This is a genomic window from Castellaniella sp. MT123 (genome assembly GCF_039614765.1).
GTDB lineage: Bacteria > Pseudomonadota > Gammaproteobacteria > Burkholderiales > Burkholderiaceae_B > Castellaniella.
On the sequence record NZ_CP154879.1, the window covers coordinates 317,495 to 336,233 of the forward strand.

Annotated in this window: 15 protein-coding genes and 1 tRNA gene; 9 read left to right on the forward strand and 7 right to left on the reverse strand. The window is 62.6% G+C overall.

All coding sequences use genetic code 11. The features are described 5' to 3' along the window. Nucleotides 1–4: 4 nt before the first annotated feature. The 4 genes from ABCV34_RS01490 to ABCV34_RS01505 all read right to left on the reverse strand — a co-directional run bounded on the left by ABCV34_RS01490 (nt 5) and on the right by ABCV34_RS01505 (nt 3,723). Nucleotides 5–1,300, reverse strand: a complete 1,296-nt coding sequence (locus ABCV34_RS01490) for a TRAP transporter large permease subunit (protein WP_345797492.1) — start codon at nt 1,298–1,300, stop codon at nt 5–7. After that, on the reverse strand, nt 1,293–1,799 hold the full coding sequence (locus ABCV34_RS01495) for a TRAP transporter small permease (protein ID WP_345797493.1): 507 nt from the start codon (nt 1,797–1,799) through the stop codon (nt 1,293–1,295). Before ABCV34_RS01495 ends, ABCV34_RS01490 begins: the two co-directional genes overlap by 8 nt. Next, nucleotides 1,799–2,779, reverse strand: coding sequence for a TRAP transporter substrate-binding protein (locus ABCV34_RS01500; RefSeq protein WP_345797494.1), 981 nt, complete (start codon nt 2,777–2,779; stop codon nt 1,799–1,801). Before ABCV34_RS01500 ends, ABCV34_RS01495 begins: the two co-directional genes overlap by 1 nt. A 272-nt stretch (nt 2,780–3,051) precedes the next feature. After that, nucleotides 3,052–3,723: a GntR family transcriptional regulator gene (locus tag ABCV34_RS01505; protein WP_345797495.1), complete on the reverse strand. Its 672-nt coding sequence runs from the start codon at nt 3,721–3,723 to the stop codon at nt 3,052–3,054. A gap of 115 nt (nt 3,724–3,838) precedes the next feature. On the opposite strand from ABCV34_RS01505, the gene ABCV34_RS01510 reads away from it, so the two are divergent. Together ABCV34_RS01510 and ABCV34_RS01515 are read left to right on the forward strand one after the other, a co-directional pair. After that, entirely contained in the window at nt 3,839–4,603 is a 765-nt protein-coding gene (locus ABCV34_RS01510; RefSeq protein ID WP_345797496.1) for a 5-oxoprolinase subunit PxpA, read from the forward strand. Further along, on the forward strand, nt 4,603–6,264 hold the full coding sequence (locus tag ABCV34_RS01515) for an urea amidolyase family protein (protein WP_345797497.1): 1,662 nt from the start codon (nt 4,603–4,605) through the stop codon (nt 6,262–6,264). Before ABCV34_RS01510 ends, ABCV34_RS01515 begins: the two co-directional genes overlap by 1 nt. A 10-nt stretch (nt 6,265–6,274) precedes the next feature. Here the strand turns inward: ABCV34_RS01515 and ABCV34_RS01520 are convergent, their stop codons facing one another. Further along, nucleotides 6,275–7,207 carry a LysR family transcriptional regulator gene (locus ABCV34_RS01520; RefSeq protein ID WP_345797498.1) on the reverse strand — a complete coding sequence of 311 codons (933 nt, stop codon included), beginning with the start codon at nt 7,205–7,207 and terminating at the stop codon, nt 6,275–6,277. Between the two features lie 255 nt (nt 7,208–7,462). On the opposite strand from ABCV34_RS01520, the gene ABCV34_RS01525 reads away from it, so the two are divergent. The 7 genes from ABCV34_RS01525 to ABCV34_RS01555 all read left to right on the forward strand — a co-directional run bounded on the left by ABCV34_RS01525 (nt 7,463) and on the right by ABCV34_RS01555 (nt 17,431). Next, nucleotides 7,463–8,812: an MFS transporter gene (locus tag ABCV34_RS01525; protein WP_345797499.1), complete on the forward strand. Its 1,350-nt coding sequence runs from the start codon at nt 7,463–7,465 to the stop codon at nt 8,810–8,812. Nucleotides 8,813–9,018: 206 nt separating this feature from the next. Continuing rightward, nucleotides 9,019–9,735: an isochorismatase family protein gene (locus tag ABCV34_RS01530; protein ID WP_345797500.1), complete on the forward strand. Its 717-nt coding sequence runs from the start codon at nt 9,019–9,021 to the stop codon at nt 9,733–9,735. 64 nt (nt 9,736–9,799) lie between these two features. Beyond that, on the forward strand, nt 9,800–11,947 hold the full coding sequence (locus ABCV34_RS01535) for a hydantoinase/oxoprolinase family protein (protein ID WP_345797501.1): 2,148 nt from the start codon (nt 9,800–9,802) through the stop codon (nt 11,945–11,947). After that, on the forward strand, nt 11,944–13,716 hold the full coding sequence (locus tag ABCV34_RS01540; RefSeq protein ID WP_345797502.1) for a hydantoinase B/oxoprolinase family protein: 1,773 nt from the start codon (nt 11,944–11,946) through the stop codon (nt 13,714–13,716). The genes ABCV34_RS01535 and ABCV34_RS01540 overlap by 4 nt, the downstream gene beginning before the upstream one ends. A gap of 160 nt (nt 13,717–13,876) precedes the next feature. Next, a complete protein-coding gene (locus ABCV34_RS01545; RefSeq protein WP_345797503.1) occupies nt 13,877–15,247 on the forward strand; it encodes an MFS transporter in 1,371 nt (456 codons plus the stop codon). Between the two features lie 187 nt (nt 15,248–15,434). Beyond that, nucleotides 15,435–16,151 carry an isochorismatase family protein gene (locus tag ABCV34_RS01550; protein WP_345797500.1) on the forward strand — a complete coding sequence of 239 codons (717 nt, stop codon included), beginning with the start codon at nt 15,435–15,437 and terminating at the stop codon, nt 16,149–16,151. A 368-nt stretch (nt 16,152–16,519) separates the two neighbouring features. Next, nucleotides 16,520–17,431: an amino acid ABC transporter substrate-binding protein gene (locus ABCV34_RS01555; protein ID WP_345797504.1), complete on the forward strand. Its 912-nt coding sequence runs from the start codon at nt 16,520–16,522 to the stop codon at nt 17,429–17,431. A gap of 156 nt (nt 17,432–17,587) precedes the next feature. Here ABCV34_RS01555 and ABCV34_RS01560 read toward each other — a convergent pair. Both ABCV34_RS01560 and ABCV34_RS01565 read right to left on the reverse strand, forming a co-directional pair. Further along, nucleotides 17,588–17,664, reverse strand: a tRNA-Arg gene (locus ABCV34_RS01560). A 69-nt stretch (nt 17,665–17,733) separates the two neighbouring features. Then, nucleotides 17,734–18,738, reverse strand: a complete 1,005-nt coding sequence (locus tag ABCV34_RS01565) for an FAD:protein FMN transferase (RefSeq protein ID WP_345797505.1) — start codon at nt 18,736–18,738, stop codon at nt 17,734–17,736. Between the last annotated feature and the right edge of the window lies 1 nt (nt 18,739).

An 18,739-nucleotide genomic window follows, 5' to 3' on the forward strand; every position in this document is an offset into this window, starting at 1 on the left:
TGGATCACATATGTGACGGCAGCCAGGTAGCCAGCCCAGGGAAGAACCATAACACGACCAGCAGCAACATCATCAGCCCGAAATACGGCGCGCAGACCCGGGCGATGTAGGTGATTTCCTTGGCTGTCATGCTCTGCAGCACGAACAGGTTGAAGCCGACGGGGGGTGTGATCTGCGCCGTTTCCACGGTGATGACCAGGAAGATGCCGAACCAGATCGGATCGATGCCGGCCGCCTGGATGATGGGCAGCACCACCCCCATGGTCAGTACGATGGTGGAGATGCCATCCAGGAAACAGCCCAGCACGATGTAGAACAGACCCAGGGCGACGATCAGCATGGCGGGCGACAGATGCAGGCTGCCGACGAATTCCGCCAGCTGGCGCGGCAAACCGATGTAACCCATCGATAGCGTCATGAAGGCCGCGCCCGCCAGAATCAGGGCGATCATGCAGTACAGCCGGGAGGCACCCAGCAGGGAATCGCGGAAGGATTGCCAGGTCAGAGATTTCTGCCAGGCCGACAGCAGAAATGCGCCCAGCACGCCAATGGCGGCGGATTCCGTGGCTGTCGCGACGCCGGAATAGATGCTGACAATCACGCCCAGGATCAGCAGCACAACCGGAATCAGCTGGCGCGATTCGCGGAGTTTTTCGAGCAGGGACAGGTTGCCGGCGGATTCCGGAACCTGCGACGGATGCAGCAGCGCCCAGCCGGCGAGCCAGCCGCTGAAAAGCGCCGCCAGCAGCAGGCCGGGGATGACGCCGGCGATGAAGAGCTTTGCGATGGAAGTTTCCGCCGCAACGCCATACACGATCAGGATAATGGACGGTGGGATGAGCAGGCCCAGTGTGGCCGGACCGCCCAGCGAGCCGATGATCTGCGCATCGGGATAGCCGCGCTTGCGCAGTTCGGGCAGGTTCATCTTGCCCACGGTCACGCAGGTTGCGGCCGACGAGCCGCAGACCGAGGCAAATATCGTGCAGCCCAGCACGTTGGTATGCAGCAGGCGCCCGGGCAGGCGGTTGACCCAGGGTGCCAGGCCGCGAAACAGGTTTTCGGACAGATTGGTGCGGTACAGGATTTCGCCCATCCAGATGAACAGGGGCAGGGCGGTCAGGGTCCAGCTGCTGGAGCTGCCCCAGATCGTGATTGCCATGGCGTCGCCCGCGGGCCTGGCCGAAAAGAATTCCATGCCGAACAGGGCGACGCCCGCCAGGGCCAGGCCCACCCAGACGCCGCCGCCCAGCAGAGTGAACAGGACCACGATCAGGGCGATGCTGGCGGTGATCTCATTCATGATGCAGGTCCTCGGTGGACTCCTGGCGGCGCTTGCCCAGGATTTCCAGGCAGAACTCGTCCAGGAAAGCGATAAAGAAGACCAGGGTCCCGGCAGCCATCAACAGCTGCGGGATCCACATGGGGGTGGCGTCGATGCCGGTGGAAATGTCCTGGAAGGCCCAGGACTGCCAGACCAGACGCGCGGAATAGAACGCCAGGAAACCGGCCAACAGGACGGCGATCAGCAGGGCGGCAATTTCCAGCGCCCGGCGCCTGGCGCCCCGGAGCATGCCCAGCACCAGCGTGACACGGATGTGTTCGCCTTTTTTCAAGGTGCTGGCCAGCGCCAGGAAGCCCGACCCGGCCATGGCGTAGCCGGCGTAGGCATCGATCCCCCCCACGGGAAAGCCCATCAGCCGCCCCAGGATGGTCACGGTGACCGCGATCAGGACCACGATCATGCACAGGCCGGCCAGCCAGGCGCTGGCGTCATAGAGTTTATCGAGCCAGGGACGCATTATCGGCTGGCGCGGTAGATTTCCAGGACTTTCTTGCCGTCATCCCCGGCCTTGGCCGTCCATTCCTGGATGACCGTGTCGCCGACCTTCGCCAGGCCTGCGCGCAGCTGGTCGGATGGTTCCACGATCTGCATGCCCCCCGCCTTCAGTTTGGCGATGGAGTCGGCGTCCACCTGGCGGGAGTTCTTCCAGCCCCGGGTCTCGGCGTCGGCGGCGGCCTTCAGGACGGCGTCCTGTTCGGCCTTGGGCAGGGATTCGAAGGCGCGCTTGTTGACCACGACCGCGTTCTTTGGAATCCAGGCCTGCACATTGGTGAAGTACTTCAGATTTTCGTAGAGTTTGTTGTCAGCCCCGGTGGCGCTGGAGGTGATCAGGCCTTCGATGACGCCCGTGGCCAGGGCCTGGGACAGTTCGGCTTCCTGGATGGTGACGGGTTGCGCGCCGACCAGTTCACCAATGCGTGCGGTGGTGGGGCTGTAGACCCGCCATTTCATGCCTTTCAGGTCGGCCACGGAATTGATCGGTTTATTGCTATAGATGCTTTGCGGGGGCCAGGCGACCGCGTAGAGCAGTTTCATGTTCTGCTGGTCGAGTTTCTTTTCCAGCGCGGGGCGCTGTGCCTGATAGAGCTTCCAGGCATCTTCGTAGTTGCCGGCGAGGAATGGCAAGCCATCCAGCCCGAACAGCGGCCATTCGTTCTGGAAGCTGACCATGAAGAATTCGCCGGCCTGCGCCTGGCCGCCCTGCACAGCGCGCTTGATTTCCGGCATCTTGAACAGGGATGCCCCGGAATGGACAGTGATCTTCACCTGGCCCTGGGTCGCGGCATTCACGTCCTTGGCGAACTGTTCGAGATTCTGGGTGTGGAAATTGAAGGCCGGGTAGGCCGAGGCCAGATCCCATTGAGTGGCGGCGTGGGCATTGAGGGCCAGGCTCAAGCCAGTGGCCAGGGAGGCGGCAAGGAAAATGCGGCGTTTCATCGGGAGGTCTCCTGGAGGCAGGTCGTTGCGTGAGGAGGCATTGCCGGCGGGTGCTGGGCGACGACGGGCCAGATCCGGTCCGGGCGATGACCAGAATGAAAGGTAGCGGAATCCCGACAGATCAGCCATCAGGGTTTTCAACAATAAGAATAATTTTGTAGTGGATATAGCCTGTTAATGTTGATCAGTTAACTAGTGATTGTTGAACTATTTTTGAGATGAGAGACCGGGTCTGTCGATATCGTGCCAGTAAGTCGCGCTCGGGTGACCGTTCAGTCCACATGTTCGGCGTATACCGACAGCACCATGCGCTCTGATTGGATAAGGTAGCCTTCCAGCGTCTTGGCTGCGGCGGCTGTATCGCCGGATTCAAATAATGTCAGCAGGTGGATGTTCTGGTCCACGAAAGGCGCATGCAGGTATTCCGGGTCGTCCAGCAGGCCAAAGGCCAGCCGCAGTTCGGCGGCAATGTCGGCGAACATCACCGACAGGCGCGCGCTGTCGGCCAGCGCCACGATTCCGGCATGAAAGGCCATGTTGGCCGAGCCCACACCCAGCCAGTCGCCGGTCTCGCGCATCCGGCTGGCGTCATGGGTGGCCTGGATCAGCCGTTTGTGCGCCGGGTGGCGCGGCCAGGCCTGGACCAGCGCCTGACATTCGATCAGGCGGCGCACCCGGTAGATGTCGATGATGTCGGCGATGCTGGGTACCACCACCGACACGCCCCGGTTGGGTTCGTGATGCAGCAGGCCTTCCTTGACCAGGATGCGGAAGGCCTCGCGCAGGGTGTTGCGCGAGACGGCCAGTTGGTCGCTCAGACTGGCTTCGGACAGGCGCTGTCCGGCGTGCAATTGACCGTGGATCAGTTGCTGGCGGATATTTTCGGCCACGGTGTCAGCCAGGCTCAGAGGGCTTGGGGTGCTGGGATAATGCCGGGATCGCATGAGAATCCTGAGAATGGCGCGGGCGTCTGGTCCGCAGGGCTGGAACAGCGTGTTTTTTTGCCTGTGCGGATTGTTGAGCAATCCGCACAACGTCTTGGAATGATAAGGAAGACTCATGGACTTGAACAGTGATCTGGGCGAAAGTTTCGGGGCCTGGCGGATGGGGGATGACGCCAGCATGCTGGACATCGTCACCAGCGCCAACGTCGCGTGCGGCTTTCATGCGGGGGATCCCGCCGGCATCCTGGATACTTTGCGGGCGGCTGCCGCGCGGGGTGTCGTGGTCGGCGCCCACGTGGGGTATCGGGATCTGGTCGGGTTCGGGCGCCGTGCCATGGATCCGACCAGCCGGGAACTGGTTGCCGACGTGATCTATCAGATCGGTGCCTTGCGGGGGTTGGCCGACGCCGCCGGCACCCGGGTGCGCTACGTCAAGCCCCACGGTGCTCTGTACAACACGATCGCGCACGATGCGCGGCAGGCGGCCGATGTCATCACCGCGATCCTGGACCTGGATCCGGACCTGATCCTGATGGGGCTCGCGGGTGCACCGCTGCTGGACTGGGCTCGCCAGCGCGGCTTGCGGGTCGTTGCAGAGGCCTTTGCCGACCGGGCTTATACCGCCCAGGGCGTGTTGGTGTCGCGGCGCGAACCGGGGGCCGTGCTGCACGATCCGGACCGGATCGCGGACCGGATGCTGGATTGGGTGCGGACCGGCGAGATCACGGCGATCGACGGATCGCGGGTGCGCCTGCGGGCCGATTCGATCTGCGTGCACGGCGACAGTCCCGGAGCCGTGGCTATGGCTCGCGCTGTGCGGGCCCGTCTCGAATCGGCCGGCGTGGTGCCGCGGCCGTTTGCCGGAACCCCGGGCGTCTGATGGCGCATCCGCGGATCCTGTTGGCGGGTGACGCCGCGCTGCTGGCGGAACTCGGCAGCCTGGATGCCGTGCTGGCGCTCTTTCAGGTGACCCGTGCCCGGCGACTCGCCGGGGTGACGGACCTGGTGCCGGCCGCCCGGACCCTGCTCGCGCAGTTTGAGCCGTCGGTGGTGACCCCTGATGCGGTGTCGGCATGGCTGCGGCGCTGCTGGCAGGAATCCAGGGGCCGCATGCATGTGTTGGCGAACGCCCCCGCCGGGGCAGGCCTTCCTGCCAGAACCATCGAGATTCCCGTGCATTACACCGGGGACGATCTGGACGAAGTCGCCGACCGGCTGGGCCTGTCGCGCGCCGAGCTGATCGAGCGCCACACCGCCCATGATTTCCAGGCGGCATTCGCCGGCTTCGCCCCGGGCTTTGTCTACCTGACGGGGGGCGACGCCTGTTTTCATGGCCTACCCAGGCGCCCCAGCCCCCGCACCCGCGTTCCGGCCGGCTCCGTGGCGGCAGCGGGTGAATTCAGTGCCGTGTATCCGGCGGAAAGCCCGGGGGGGTGGCAGTTGCTGGGTATCACGCCGTTGCGCATGTGGGATCTGGCCCGCGCCGAACCGGCCCTGGTGCAGCCTGGGTTTCGGGTGCGGTTCCGGGATCTGGGTGCGCCGGAAGTCGTGGTCAGCCTGCCTGCGCCGTGCGCGGTGACCGCCCGCATCTCCACGGCTGCAGAGTCGCCGGGCGCGGTGCCAGGGGCTTTCGCAGCCGCCGTGCCGCATCTGGAAGTCCTCGGCGCCGGCTTGCAGACGGTCTTCCAGGATCTGGGGCGGCCCGGGCTGACCGGCATGGGTGTGTCCTGCTCCGGGGCGCTGGATCGTGGCGCCCTGCGACGGGCCAATCGGCTGGTGGGCAATCGATCCGATGCGACTGTGCTGGAAAATGCTCTGGGTGGATTGCGGCTGGCCTGTCACGGCCGGGCGGTCGTCGCGGTGACCGGGGCCCAGGTGCCCGTGGCCTTGACGACCGCTTCGGGGGTTCGCCTGCCTGCGGCGGGCGGGCGCGCCCTGACGATGGAGGACGGTCAGGTGCTGCGTATCGGCCAGCCGCGTGCGGGCGTCCGATGTTACGTGGCCGTGCGAGGCGGTTGGGCGGTGCCGCCCGTGCTGGGCAGTTGTGCGACCGATGTGTTGGCCGGCATTGGTCCCGACCCGGTACGCACCGGCGATCGCCTGGTGGTGGGGCGGGAAGCGGTCGCCGGCGACCCGATGTGGCAGTCGAAAGTCGATCCCGAATCCGTTCGCCCGCATCCTCGTCCGGGGGACGTCGTGACGCTGGATGTCGTTCCGGGGCCGCGTGACGATTGGTTCGAACCCGAGGCGCTGGCGCGGCTGCAGTCCCAGGAATGGCTCGTCACGCCGCAATCGAACCGGGTCGGGATGCGGCTGTCCGGCCACGAGCCACTGCCGCGCCGCCGGAAGCGGGAACTGCCCAGCGAGGGGACTGTGACGGGGGCCATCCAGGTGCCGGCCAATGGCCAGCCGGTGCTGTTCCTGGCGGACCATCCGCTGACCGGCGGCTATCCCGTGATCGCCGTCGTGCATAGCCGGGAACTGGATCGCCTGGGCCAAGTACCAGTGGGCGCGCGCCTGCGTTTTCGATTTGTTAACTGATGGTGAGTCCTTATACCCCGTGTTCGCGGATGTGGCCCACCAGAAATTCCGTGAAGCCTCGCAGCGTTTCGGAGGGGTTCTCGGTCGACCAGATGGCGCACGTGGGGATGCGGTCGGCAATATCGCTCAGCGGTCTGACGGCCACGCCGGTGCGTACCGCGTTGCGTACGCAGCTGGCATACACGCTGACTCCGACCCCTGCGGCGATCATGCCCATGATGCCGCTGGTGTTGGAAGCCTGCTGCACGATGTTGGGGAAGAAATCGGCGTTGTGGCATAGCGGGAACAGGAGACGGCGAAACGCGCCGAACGCGCTTTCCGTCCCGATCACGAAAGGCTCGCCGGCCAAGTCCGCCAGTTGCAGGGAAGCCTGCGCGCTCAGGGGATGCGTGTCGGGCAGCAGGGCCACGTATTCGTTTTGGTCCACCAAGAGGCTGCGCACCTTCTGGCTGGGGAATTCCCCGATGACGAAGCCCACGTCCAGGCGGCCTTCGAGCAGGGCGAGACATTGCCGGGCGCTGGGGTTGTATTCCATTTCCACGCTGACGTCGGGATAGAGACTGCGGTATTCGCGCAGCAGCGTGGGCAGCCGTCCATTGATCGCAAAATCCATGTAACCCACCCGCAATTGCCCGCCACGGCCCGCCGCCGCATCCATGGCCGCCGGCTTGGCGCGTAGCAGGTGGCCGTAAGCCAGGCGGCATTCGGCGGCAAAGGCCTCTCCTGCCGAGGTGAGTCGCACGCGCCGGGTGGAGCGTTCCAGCAGGGCCACTTCCGTGCCCTGTTCCAGGGCCCGGATCATGCGGCTTAGCGCCGGTTGGCTGGTGAAAAGACGTTCGGCGGCCTTGCCGAAATGCAGCTCTTCCGCCACGATCAGGAACGCCCGGATGTGCCGTACGTCGAAGCGCAAGGCGGGCAGGGTTTCCACGGTGGATTTGGCCATCCGAGTCTGTTTCCCGAAGGTGATGGATGATTAATGCCATGATGAGTATTAATCATCACGCAATTCACATCAAAAATAGTCGCGTACCTGATTATATTGTTCTTATCGGCAATTGACACAGACCCTTGTACCCTGTGAACACGGCCGAAAAAACCGGTAGGGACCTAGCCATCCGGTCCCGCCGAATCCTAAAAAAGAGATCGCATCCGGTATTTGCAAATCGGATACCCGATGCAAGATTATCTGGAGACAAGCATGTCACAGCGTACAACGCACGCGGCGCCGGACCCTGCCTTGCGCAAGGTCACGGTTGCCGCCATCGCCGGGACCGTCATCGAATGGTTCGATTTCGCGATCTATGGGTTTATGGCGCCCGCCATCGCCCTGGCATTTTTTCCTGAAGGCAATCCGGTGACGGCATTGCTGCAGACCTTTGCCATTTTTGCGGTGGCCTTCGCCCTGCGCCCGATCGGCGGAGCCTTCTTCGGCATGATGGGCGACCGCATCGGGCGCAAGCGTGTCCTGGCCCTGACCGTCTTGCTGATGTCTTGCGCCACCGCGGCGATCGGCCTGATTCCGAACCATGAATCCATCGGCATCTGGGCGGCTGTCCTGCTGACCGTGGCGCGGTGCGTCCAGGGCTTCTCCGCCGGCGGCGAATATGCCGGCGCGGTGACCTACGTGATCGAGCATGCGCCCGACCATCAGCGGTCGCGCTACAGCAGCTGGATGCCCTCGGCCACCTTCGCCTCCTTCGCCTTGGCGGCTCTGATCTCGTATTTCCTCGCCGTCGGCCTGAGCACAGCGGAAATGAATGCCTGGGGCTGGCGCGTGCCATTCCTGGTGGCGGCGCCGCTGGGGCTGGTGGCGTTTTATATCCGCAGCCATCTGCGGGAGAGCCCTCTATTCCAGAAAGTGCTCGAAAGCTCGGGAGTGCCGCATTCCTCACTGGGGCAGACGTTGGCGGTTCAATGGAAATCCATGCTCCGGTTGGGGGGCTATATCAGCCTGACCGCAGTGTCCTTCTATATCTTTTCCACCTACATGACGACGTTCCTGAGATCCGTCATGCACATGCCTGCGGACCGGGTGCTGATGAGCAATGTGGTGGCCTTGACCTTCGCCGCCGCTATCGCGCCGGTGATCGGACCCATCTGCGACCGCGTTGGGCGACGTGCGACGATGTTCGCGTCGGTCGTCCTCCTGGGCGGACTGTCGGTACCCGCCTATATCCTGGCGTCCAGCGGCACACTCGGTCATGCCCTGGTGGCCCAGCTGGTGCTTGCGCTCGGCGCCGTGACGGCGAATGTGGTGACGGCTGTTCTTCTGAGCGAGGTCTTTCCCACGAAGGTGCGCTATACCGCTTCGGCGGTGACCTACAACATCAGCTATGCACTTTTCGGTGGCACGGCCCCCTTCATCGCCACCTATCTGATCGACGTCACGGGCAACATCCTGGCGCCGGCAATCTATATCACTGCGCTGGCGGGCCTGGCTTTCATTGCGGCCTGGTTGTTGCCCGAAACTGCTGGCCGTCCGCTGGACGGGCTGGATCAGCCCGTTGGCGCCCCGCAGCCTTCCCGGGCCCGGCTGTCGGTGCAGTAAGCCGAAGACGCCATCGAGTGGGCGCGACAGCGCCCTGGAAGCAGGTATGGATCAATTGGATTGATGATCATATGGCATTAATAATCATTCAATTGATATCAAATAACAATCGATGTTCTCTAAGCTGAACCTGTGCATCCGCCCTTCGTTACGCGGCGGATCACGCAAGACCCAACGATATTTTTCTACATCAAAGGAGCCACATCATGTCCGACAATCTTGAACAAGTCCTAGAAGCCGCCTTCGCCGAAGCCACCCGTCGTTACCAGTCGCGGGGTTTCCAGCGCCGCGTGGGCTTTGGCAAGCGCCCGGCGCTGATCAGCGTGGACCTGGCCAACGCCTGGACGCGTCCGGGCAACCCTTTTACTTGCGAACACGTTGATGACCAGATCATTCCGTCGATGCAGGCGCTGCTCAAGGGCTTTCGCAAGTACAACTTGCCCGTGGTGCACGTGACGACCTGCTACGAGATCACCGATCGCGACAACCAGAACACCGACATGGGCTTGTGGCACAACAAGATCCCGATCGACGTCGTCAGCCAGGGCAACCCCGACATCTGGGCGATTGATTCGCGCATCGCGCCGATCGAAGGCGAGCTGACCCTGATCAAAAAGCGCGCCAGCGCGTTCCACGGGACGTACCTGGCGGGTTACCTGCGCGCCGCGGGGGTGGATACGATTCTGGTGACCGGCGTGACCGCCTCGGCTTGTGTGCGCGAGACGATCTGCGACGGCCTGGCCGACGGATTTCGCACGATCGCCGTCAAGGAAGCGATTGGAGACCGGGTGCCGGGTGCCGTACTCTGGAACCTGTTCGATATCGACGCCAAGTTCGGCGATGTCGAGACGACCGAGACCTGCCTGAAATATCTCGACCGCATCGGTCAGGAACAGGAGGTCCCCGAGAAAGCGGTGGCCTGAGGCCATCAGGCTTCACACGCACCACCCCTGTCGGGTGGTGCGCATAAACAAGATGGAGGAGACCATGGCAAGAATAGGCGTCGATGTTGGCGGAACCAACACGGACCTGGTGCTGGAGACCTTTGCTGATGATCCGGTGGGGGCCGGCATTTATCAGCACAAGGTGCCCAGCACGAAGCAGGATCAGTCTGAAGGTGTCGTGCGCGGCATCATCGAACTATGCGGCAAGGCGGGCATTGCCCGATCGGCCGTCAAGCAAATCATGCACGGCACCACGGTGGCGACCAACGCCACCCTGGAGTACGACGGGGCGAACGTGGGCATGCTGACCACGCGCGGTTTTCGCGACATCCTGCACATCGGGCGACACAAGCGCCCGCACAATTTCTCTCTGCATTTCGACGTGCCCTGGCAGTCACACCCGCTGGTCAAGCGCCGCAACCGCCTGCCGATCACGGAACGGATCCTGCCACCAGATGGCCGCATCGTCACACCGCTGGTGGAGGACGAGGTCTACGAGGCTGCCCTGCGCCTGCGCGACAATGGCGTCGAGGCCGTCATCGTCTGTTTTTTGTTCTCGTTCCTGAATGATGCTCACGAACGTCGCGCACAGGAAATCGTCCGCGAAGTATTGCCAGGGATGTACTGTTGGCGCTCGTCCGAAGTGGTCGACGTGATGCGTGAATTCGAACGCTTTTCCACCACGGCGATGAATGCCTTCGTGGGGCCGAAGACGGCGCGCTACATCAGCCGCCTGGAAAGCCGGCTGCGCGAAAACGGTATCGAGGCGGATCTGCGCATCATGCAGTCCAATGGGGGGCTGGCCACGGTCGAACAGTGTATCGACCGACCCGTCAGTATCCTCATGTCGGGCCCGGCGGGTGGTGTGATCGGCGGGCGTTTCTTCGCCGATATGGTGGGCCAGAGCAACATCCTGGCGGTGGACATCGGTGGTACCTCCGCCGACATCGCGGCCCTGACCGCAGGCGAGCTGCGCATCAAGAATCCGCGCGACGCCGTAGTCGCGGACTATCCGGTGATGGCACCCATGATCGACATGATCACAATCGGTGCGGGCGGTGGATCGGTGGCCTACCTGGATTCCGCAGGGGGCTTTCACGTCGGCCCGCGATCCGCGGGATCCGAGCCCGGGCCGGCCTGCTACGGGCGCGGCGGCACCGAACCCACCACGACCGACGCCAATGTGGTGCTTGGGCGCCTGGATGCTGATCAGATGCTGGGCGGTGATCTGGGAGCCACGGCTTCCCTGGCCGAACAGGCCATCCGCGAGAAGATTGCTGAGCCCCTGGGCATGAGCGTGACCGAGGCGGCGCTGGGCATCCTGCGGGTGGTGAACAACAATATGTCGCTGGCCATCCGCTCGGCATCCGTAGCCCGGGGCCTGGATCCGCGCGAGTTCGCCCTCATGCCTTTCGGCGGCGCCGGCCCCGTGCATGGTCCATCCCTGGCGACCGAAGTCGGCGCAAAGTATGTCCTGGTGCCGCCCATGCCCGGGATCACAGCGGCGGCGGGGCTGCTGGCCACCGACCTGAAATACGAGTACACGCGTTCACAGCTGTGCAACCTGTGCACGGCGGGGGTTGATGAACTCGCCGCCATCAACCGCACCCTCGCGGCCTTGGAGGTTGAATGTCGCGATCGGCTGGTCGCCGACCATGTCGCACCCGAGGACATGGCGCTGCGGTATATCGCCGAATGCCGCTACCACGGTCAGGGCTTCGAACTGCGCGTCGATCTGCCCGCATCCACCATCGAGGCCAGCCATCTCGAATCCTTGATTGAAGCTTTTCATACTGTGCACGAGAAAGACTATGGCTATGGCTTCCGTGGCGCCGATGTGGAACTGGTGACGTTGCGCCTGATCGGCACCGGCCGCTTTCCGCGTCTGGACTGGTCGCAATGGGGCAAGGGTCGCCAGGTGGATAACGGCCTGGAGCAGGCTTATCTGTATACGCGGGACACCGTGTTCGATGACGGCACCCGTCTGCCCACGCCACGCTATGACCGACAGCGCCTCGCGCCCGAACAAGTCATCGATGGCCCGGCGATCATCCTGCAACATGACTCGACCTCCCTGGTGCCTCCGGGCTGGCAAGCCTGGGTCAGCCCCTCGGGCAACATGATCGTCGGTGTCCGGGCCGCGACCGAAAAAAAGACGGCCGGCAAGCAACTCGAGGAGACACTTCAATGAGCAAGGAATTGACACTCGACCCGATCACCCTGCAGGTGATCAGTGGCGCCTTGGACACTATCGCCGAGGAAATGGGGCATGTGCTGTATCGCATGTCGTTTTCTTCCATCATCCGCGAATCGCAGGACCTGGGCGCGGGCCTGTTCGACCTGAACTACCAGACGCTCTGCGAGTCCGAGTCGACTCCCATGCACATCGGTTCGATCCCGGCCTATCTGCGCGGCATCGAGAAGACGTTGCAGGGCGGCCAATGGAACGAGGGCGATGTGGTTGTGCACAATCACCCCTACTACGGATCCAGCCACACGCCCGATCTGGCGATCGTCATCCCCATCTACTATCAGGGGGAAAGGGTCGGTTTCGCCGCAAATACGGCGCACCACATCGATATCGGCGCGGCCACTCCGGGCCTGATCATCGATGTCACCGACATGTATGCCGAAGGCATGCTGCTTGCCGGCCTGAAGCTGTACGACCGAGGCCAGCGCAATGAGGCCCTGGTGCAGATGATCACCAGTAATAGCCGCGCCGGTGACCAGCTGATGCATGACATCGATGCGCAGATCGCGTCGGCGCGCCTGGGGGTGAAGCGCTTTCAGGAACTGCTCGACCGCTATGGACGCGATATGGTTTTCGCCGCGGCCAACCAGCTGATGGACTATAGCGAGATGCGCATGCGCCAGGGAATCGCGGCCATACCCGATGGGGAATACCGCGCCGAGGGTTTCCTGGATGACGACGGCCGGCGCCGTGACGTACGCCTGCCCATCGTCGTCACCGTCAAGGTGCAGGGTGATTCGGTCACGGTCGACCTGACCGGTTCAGCCGAGCAGACGCCCACGGCCTATAACGTGCCTTTCGAGGGTTCGTGCAAGGTCGCCGCCTATGCGGCTTTTCGCAAGTTGCTGCTGGACGTGTGCACCATTGACAGCCGTGTGCCATCGAACGAAGGCTCCTTTCGGCCGATTCATGTGGTCGCGCCAGAGGGAACGATCTTCAATCCAAAGGCGCCGGCAGCGGCGGAGGCCCGTTTCACACAGTGCAATCGCATGATCGACTTGATCTTGCAGGCCTTGGCGCCAGTGCTGCCCAACAAGGTGATCGCCGGCAGCTCGGCGTCCATTTCGTTCGCTTCCTACTCGGGTACGCGCGAGAACGGCGACTACTGGGTGTTTCTGGAGGTCAACGAGGGTGCCTACGGCGGTCGGCCGCGATCCGATGGTCCGGACAGCATCGACAACCTGATGGCCAACACGCGCAATAATCCGATCGAGGACCTGGGCATGCATCTGCCCATGGTGTGCGACCGCTACGAGTTGCGCGATGACGTGCTGCCGGGTGCCGGACGGTTCAGGGGCGGTCTGGGTGTAGTCAAGGCCCAGCGCGTGCTCACTCCGGGCTTCATCACGCACGAGAGTGAACGCCACCTAGAGGCCCCGCGCGGCCTGTTTGGCGGTCACGACGGCGTGGTTGGACGCAACATTATCCACAACGTCGACAGCCCGGATGAAGTCATCGAGATGTACTCGAAGTTCTCCGGCTTTCAGACGCGCGCCGGTGATGTCATGACCTATTACTCGCCCTGCGGCGGGGGCTATGGCAATCCGCTCGACCGTCCGGCCGAGACGGTGCGCGAGGACGTGCTCGATGACTTCTGCACCCGCAAGGCGGCCTACGAGGTCTACGGTGTCGTCCTGGACGACAGTCTGGTGCTGGATCGGGCGGCAACCACCCGCCGGCGCGCGAAATTGGCTGCCGCAGCCCACTGACCGAAGATGACGCGCATTCTGCGCGTCATGCTCTAACGCCTGGCAGTACTCCGTGTCCGGCCGTAGCCCTTCCATGGGCTGCGGTCCGGAGATCACCGGCCCGCTTTCCGCAAGCGGCTGCCGGGCGGGATCCCTTCACCCTATTCGAGGGAGTACACAAATGGATACCACGCTAGTTGCAGACTTGCCCCGGGTGCACAAGGTCACGCCGAAGGATGTCGTGATCGCCTCCTGGATCTGTTTTTTTGCCTGGACCTTCGCAGTCTATGATTTCGTGCTTTTCGGCAACCTGCTGCCCGTTCTGGCGCACGATTTCGGCTGGAGCGCGGCCACGGCCACGGGAGCCAATACCTGGGTGACCGCCGGTACGGCCATGGTGGCCTTCGGCGTTGGTCCCTATGTGGATCGTGCGGGACGCAAAAAGGGCATTGTGGTGGCCGTCATCGGTGCGGCCATCTTTTCGCTGTTGACCGCTCCTATGGGGTGGGTGATGGGCCTGACGGGTGGGCTCGGATTCGTCCTGCTCATCGTCATCCGTTCCCTGGCTGGCCTGGGCTATGCGGAACAGGCGATCAATGCCACCTATCTGGGTGAGATCTTTGCCCTGCATTATTCCAGTCCGGATCAGGCGCGCCGGCGCGGCTTCATCTATTCGCTGGTGCAGTCGGGCTGGCCCGTGGGTTCAGTGCTGGCGGCGGCCTCGATCGCCGTCATCCTGCCAATGGGGGGCTGGGAATGGTGCTTCATCGTCGCTGTTTTTCCGGCGGTCTTCATGGTGATCGCCGCGCGTCATCTGAAGGAAAGCCCCCAATTCCTGGCGCGTCGCCATGCGGAGGAGCTGCTCGCGGCCGGGCGCAGGCCGGAGGCACTGGCCTATGCGCGGGCCAGCGGCATCAGTCTGGAGGAAACCAGTACGCCGGCGGCGGCCGCCTTCAAGGGGGAATCCCTGCGCTCGACCCTGGTTATCGGGATCTCGTTCATGCTGAACTGGTTTGGCGTACTCGCCTTCCTGATTCTGGGGACTTCGCTGCTGACTGCGGAAACTGGCAAGGCCATCGCCTTTGACAATGCCCTCACCATTTTGATCATCTCCAACGCCACGGCCTTCTGCGGCTACCTGTTCTTTGGCTGGTTGGGGGACCGGATCGGCCGGCGCAATGCCATCGGCCTGGGCTGGCTGCTGTGTGCGGCTTCTTTCCAGGCCATGCTGATGGCGCCCAACGGGGACTTCAACCTGATCATTGCGTTTTATAGCGCTGGGCTGTTCTTCATGATCGGCCCGTATTCGGCCCTGCTGTTCTTCAGTGCGGAAAGCTTTCCCGTGCATACCCGTGCCACGGGAGGATCGCTGATCAACGCCGCGGGTCAGGTGGGCTCGATTATCGCGGGCATGCTGATTACGGCGTCTTTGACTCGGGGCTGGAACTGGATCGATGCAAGCTTTTATTGGGGGGTGCTGCCGATCCTGGCCTCCGGCCTGCTGATCTTTGCGGCCCGCAACGTCGATCCGAGGCACGTCCGGCGCGATTGAGCGGCGGATGATTTGAGATCGCCGAATCGTATTCCGGAGATTGTTGTTTAAAAAGCATTAATGAGGTCTTTATTGATATCAAATAACGGCCACTATTTCTCTAAACTGAACCTGTGAATCCGCCCTTCGTTACGCGGCGGATCGCTCAAGACCCAACGATATTTTCCTACATCAAAGGAGCCACATCATGTCCGACAATCTCGAACAAGTCCTGGAAGCCGCCTTCGCCGAAGCCACCCGTCGTTATCAGTCGCGGGGTTTCCAGCGCCGCGTGGGCTTTGGCAAGCGCCCGGCGCTGATCAGCGTGGACCTGGCCAACGCCTGGACGCGTCCAGGCAACCCTTTTACGTGCGAACACGTCGATGATCAGATCATTCCGTCGATGCAGGCGCTGCTCAAGGGCTTTCGCAAGTACAACTTGCCCGTGGTGCACGTGACGACCTGCTACGAGATCACCGATCGCGACAACCAGAACACCGACATGGGCCTGTGGCACAACAAGATCCCGATCGATGTCGTCAGCCAGGGCAACCCCGACATCTGGGCGATTGATTCGCGCATCGCGCCGATCGAAGGCGAGCTGACCCTGATCAAAAAGCGCGCCAGCGCGTTCCACGGGACGTACCTGGCGGGTTACCTGCGCGCCGCGGGGGTGGATACGATTCTGGTGACCGGCGTGACCGCCTCGGCTTGTGTGCGCGAGACGATCTGCGATGGCCTGGCCGACGGGTTTCGCACGATCGCCGTCAAGGAGGCGATTGGTGACCGGGTGCCGGGTGCCGTACTCTGGAACCTGTTCGATATCGACGCCAAGTTCGGTGATGTCGAGACGACCGAGACCTGCCTGAAATATCTCGACCGCATTGGCCAGGAACAGGAGGTCCCCGAGAAAGCGGTGGCGTGACGGGTTGGGCGGGGCGTCATCGGCGGAACCGATGAATCTGCTCCCCTGAACGCCAGGGACTGCGGCGCCATGATTGGCGGCTGCGTTTGTGCCGGACTGCCTTGATAGGGCAGGCGCGCCAAAAACGAAAAATGGCTTACTGACCGAGGTCAGTAAGCCATTTGATTTTGAAGGCCAATGTGACGCCCGGGTACGTCATCCCCGAGATGATCCGTGCATTCTGTCGGGGCCTATCGCGACGGAATTTGCATATTTCCATAAGGAATTAATCCGTACCAGAATATTTCCTAAAATTCTGATGATTCATCGAGATTGGCGCACTGGATGTTCTGGTTTGCCGCCGACCTTGTTGAAAAGCAGGAGAATTCATGAAAGCATTGCCCCTCGTTCTGGCCGCTGCGCTGACAGTGGCCGGTATCGGTTCCTCCCAGGCCGCTGACTTCAGCCGGCTGGACCGGATCAAGTCGACCGGAGAAATCGTCATCGGCACGCGGGATGCCGCGATTCCGTTTTCTTATCTGGATGATCACCAGAAATCTGTCGGTTACACCATGGACATCTGCTATGGCATTGCCGATGCCATCCGGAAGGATCTGGGCCTGTCCTCCATCCACGTCAAGGAAGTCCCTGTCACCGGGTCAACCCGCATTCCGCTGATCGCCAATGGCACGGTCGATCTGTCCTGCGGGCCCGACACCAACAACGTCCAGCGCCAGAAGCAGGTCAGCTTTGCGCCCGCCACCTTCGTGTCCGCCACGCATTTCGCGTCCTTGAAGCAATCGAATCTGCGTCATCTGCGGGATTTCCAGGGGAAGACGGTGATTTCCGTGTCGGGCAGCACCAACCTGAAGTGGCTGACAGAAATCAATGCGCAGAAACAGCTGGGCATGCGGATCATCACGGCCAGTGACCATGCCGAGGCCTTCCTGGCAGTGGCCAATGGGCGGGCGTCAGCGTTCTTCATGGATGGCATCCTGCTGGCAGGGCTGGTGGCAAATTCCCATGATCCCCAGGCCTGGTCCATCAGCAAGGAAGCCTATACGTTCGAGCCCTACGGCATCATCGAGCCCAAGAACGATGCGCGCTTCAAGACGGCTGTCGATGACGCCGTGAAGGCCATGATCAAGGACGGTCGGGTCGATACGCTCTACACCAAATGGTTTACCCAGCCCATTCCGCCCAAGCATGTCAACTTGAACTGGCCCATGACGCCAGAACTGAAGAAACTGCTGGCTCATCCGACTGATTCGCCAGAACCCGAGGTGCTGAAGCAGGACTGAGGAATGCCCGTCCACCGCTGATGGGGTAGAGCCGAGCCATGGGTAGGGCTCCCCATCAGCCGACGGTGATTACCCAGAATTCGCCCAGCCAAAGAAAAACCGCCTAGGCGTTGGACCCTAGGCGGTTTCTAACCTGTTAAGAAAACAGGGTAATTCTGGTGCGGCTGGCAGGATTCGAACCCACGACCCCTTGGTTCGTAGCCAAGTACTCTATCCAACTGAGCTACAGCCGCTAAAGAGGCGTAAATATAACATGCTTTTTCTGGCTTGTCACATCACGCTTTTTCCAGCGAGTTTTTCAATCACCCCAGGTGGATCAGTGTCCCGGAATCCGGGGGCAACAGCCATGCCTGAACTGGAAAGCGCGAAATAATACCACGGATTGCGGATTCCGGCATCTGAGACAGGGCAGTGGACAGTGCATCGGCGGTTGTCGCGTCGGCGGCGCGTACCGTGACGCTACGCCAGACCGGCGTGGCCTGACCCGTATGCGGGTCGAACAAGTGCGTATAGTGGCCGGCAGGGTCGAAGGGAGTGCCATAGCCGCCGGAGGTCGACAGTGCCTGGTTTCGCAGATCGACGGTATCCAGGGCTTGGTCCGGATGCGCCGGATCGGCGATTCCCGCGTGCCACGGGTGGCCGGGCGACCGTTGCCCGATCGCGCGGAGCTCGCCCATATCGACGATGGCGTGCTCCAGGCCGTTGCTGCGCAGCAGGTCCGTGACCCGGTCCGTGATATAGCCCTGGGCAATACCATTCAGTGTCAAGGCCATTCCCGGGCGATCCAGCGTGATCCGATCCTCTTCGAGGCGGATGGCGCGATAGTCGACGCGCTGCAGCACAGCATGGAGCTTTGCCGGTGCCGGCGGCAGCGGCGTGCCCTGGGTCACACTTTGTGCGTACAGATCCCACAGCACCTGGACCGTCGGATCGAACATGCCATTGGTGGCTTCGGCAAAGCCCACTGATTGGCTGAGCAGGCGCGACAGGTCGGGTGGTGGCGCATCGAGCCGTCCGTCGCGGTTCAGCAGAACCAGCGCGCTGTCTTCCTGATACAGGCTGAAGATCTTCTCCAGCCGATGGACCTCGGCCACGGCCATCTGCACGAGTGCCTCGGCGTGCTTGCGGTCGGGATGCAGCAGCTGCAGCTGGGCGTCCGCGCCCAGGGCCACACCGCGCCAGATGACGGGATCCGGCAGTGCATCTTGTTGTTTGAGGGCGGCCCACAGCGGTGTGGACCCCAGCAGTGCCGCACTGGCAGCGACGATGCCGAGAAACCGGCGCCTGGGAAGCAAGGAGGTATTCATG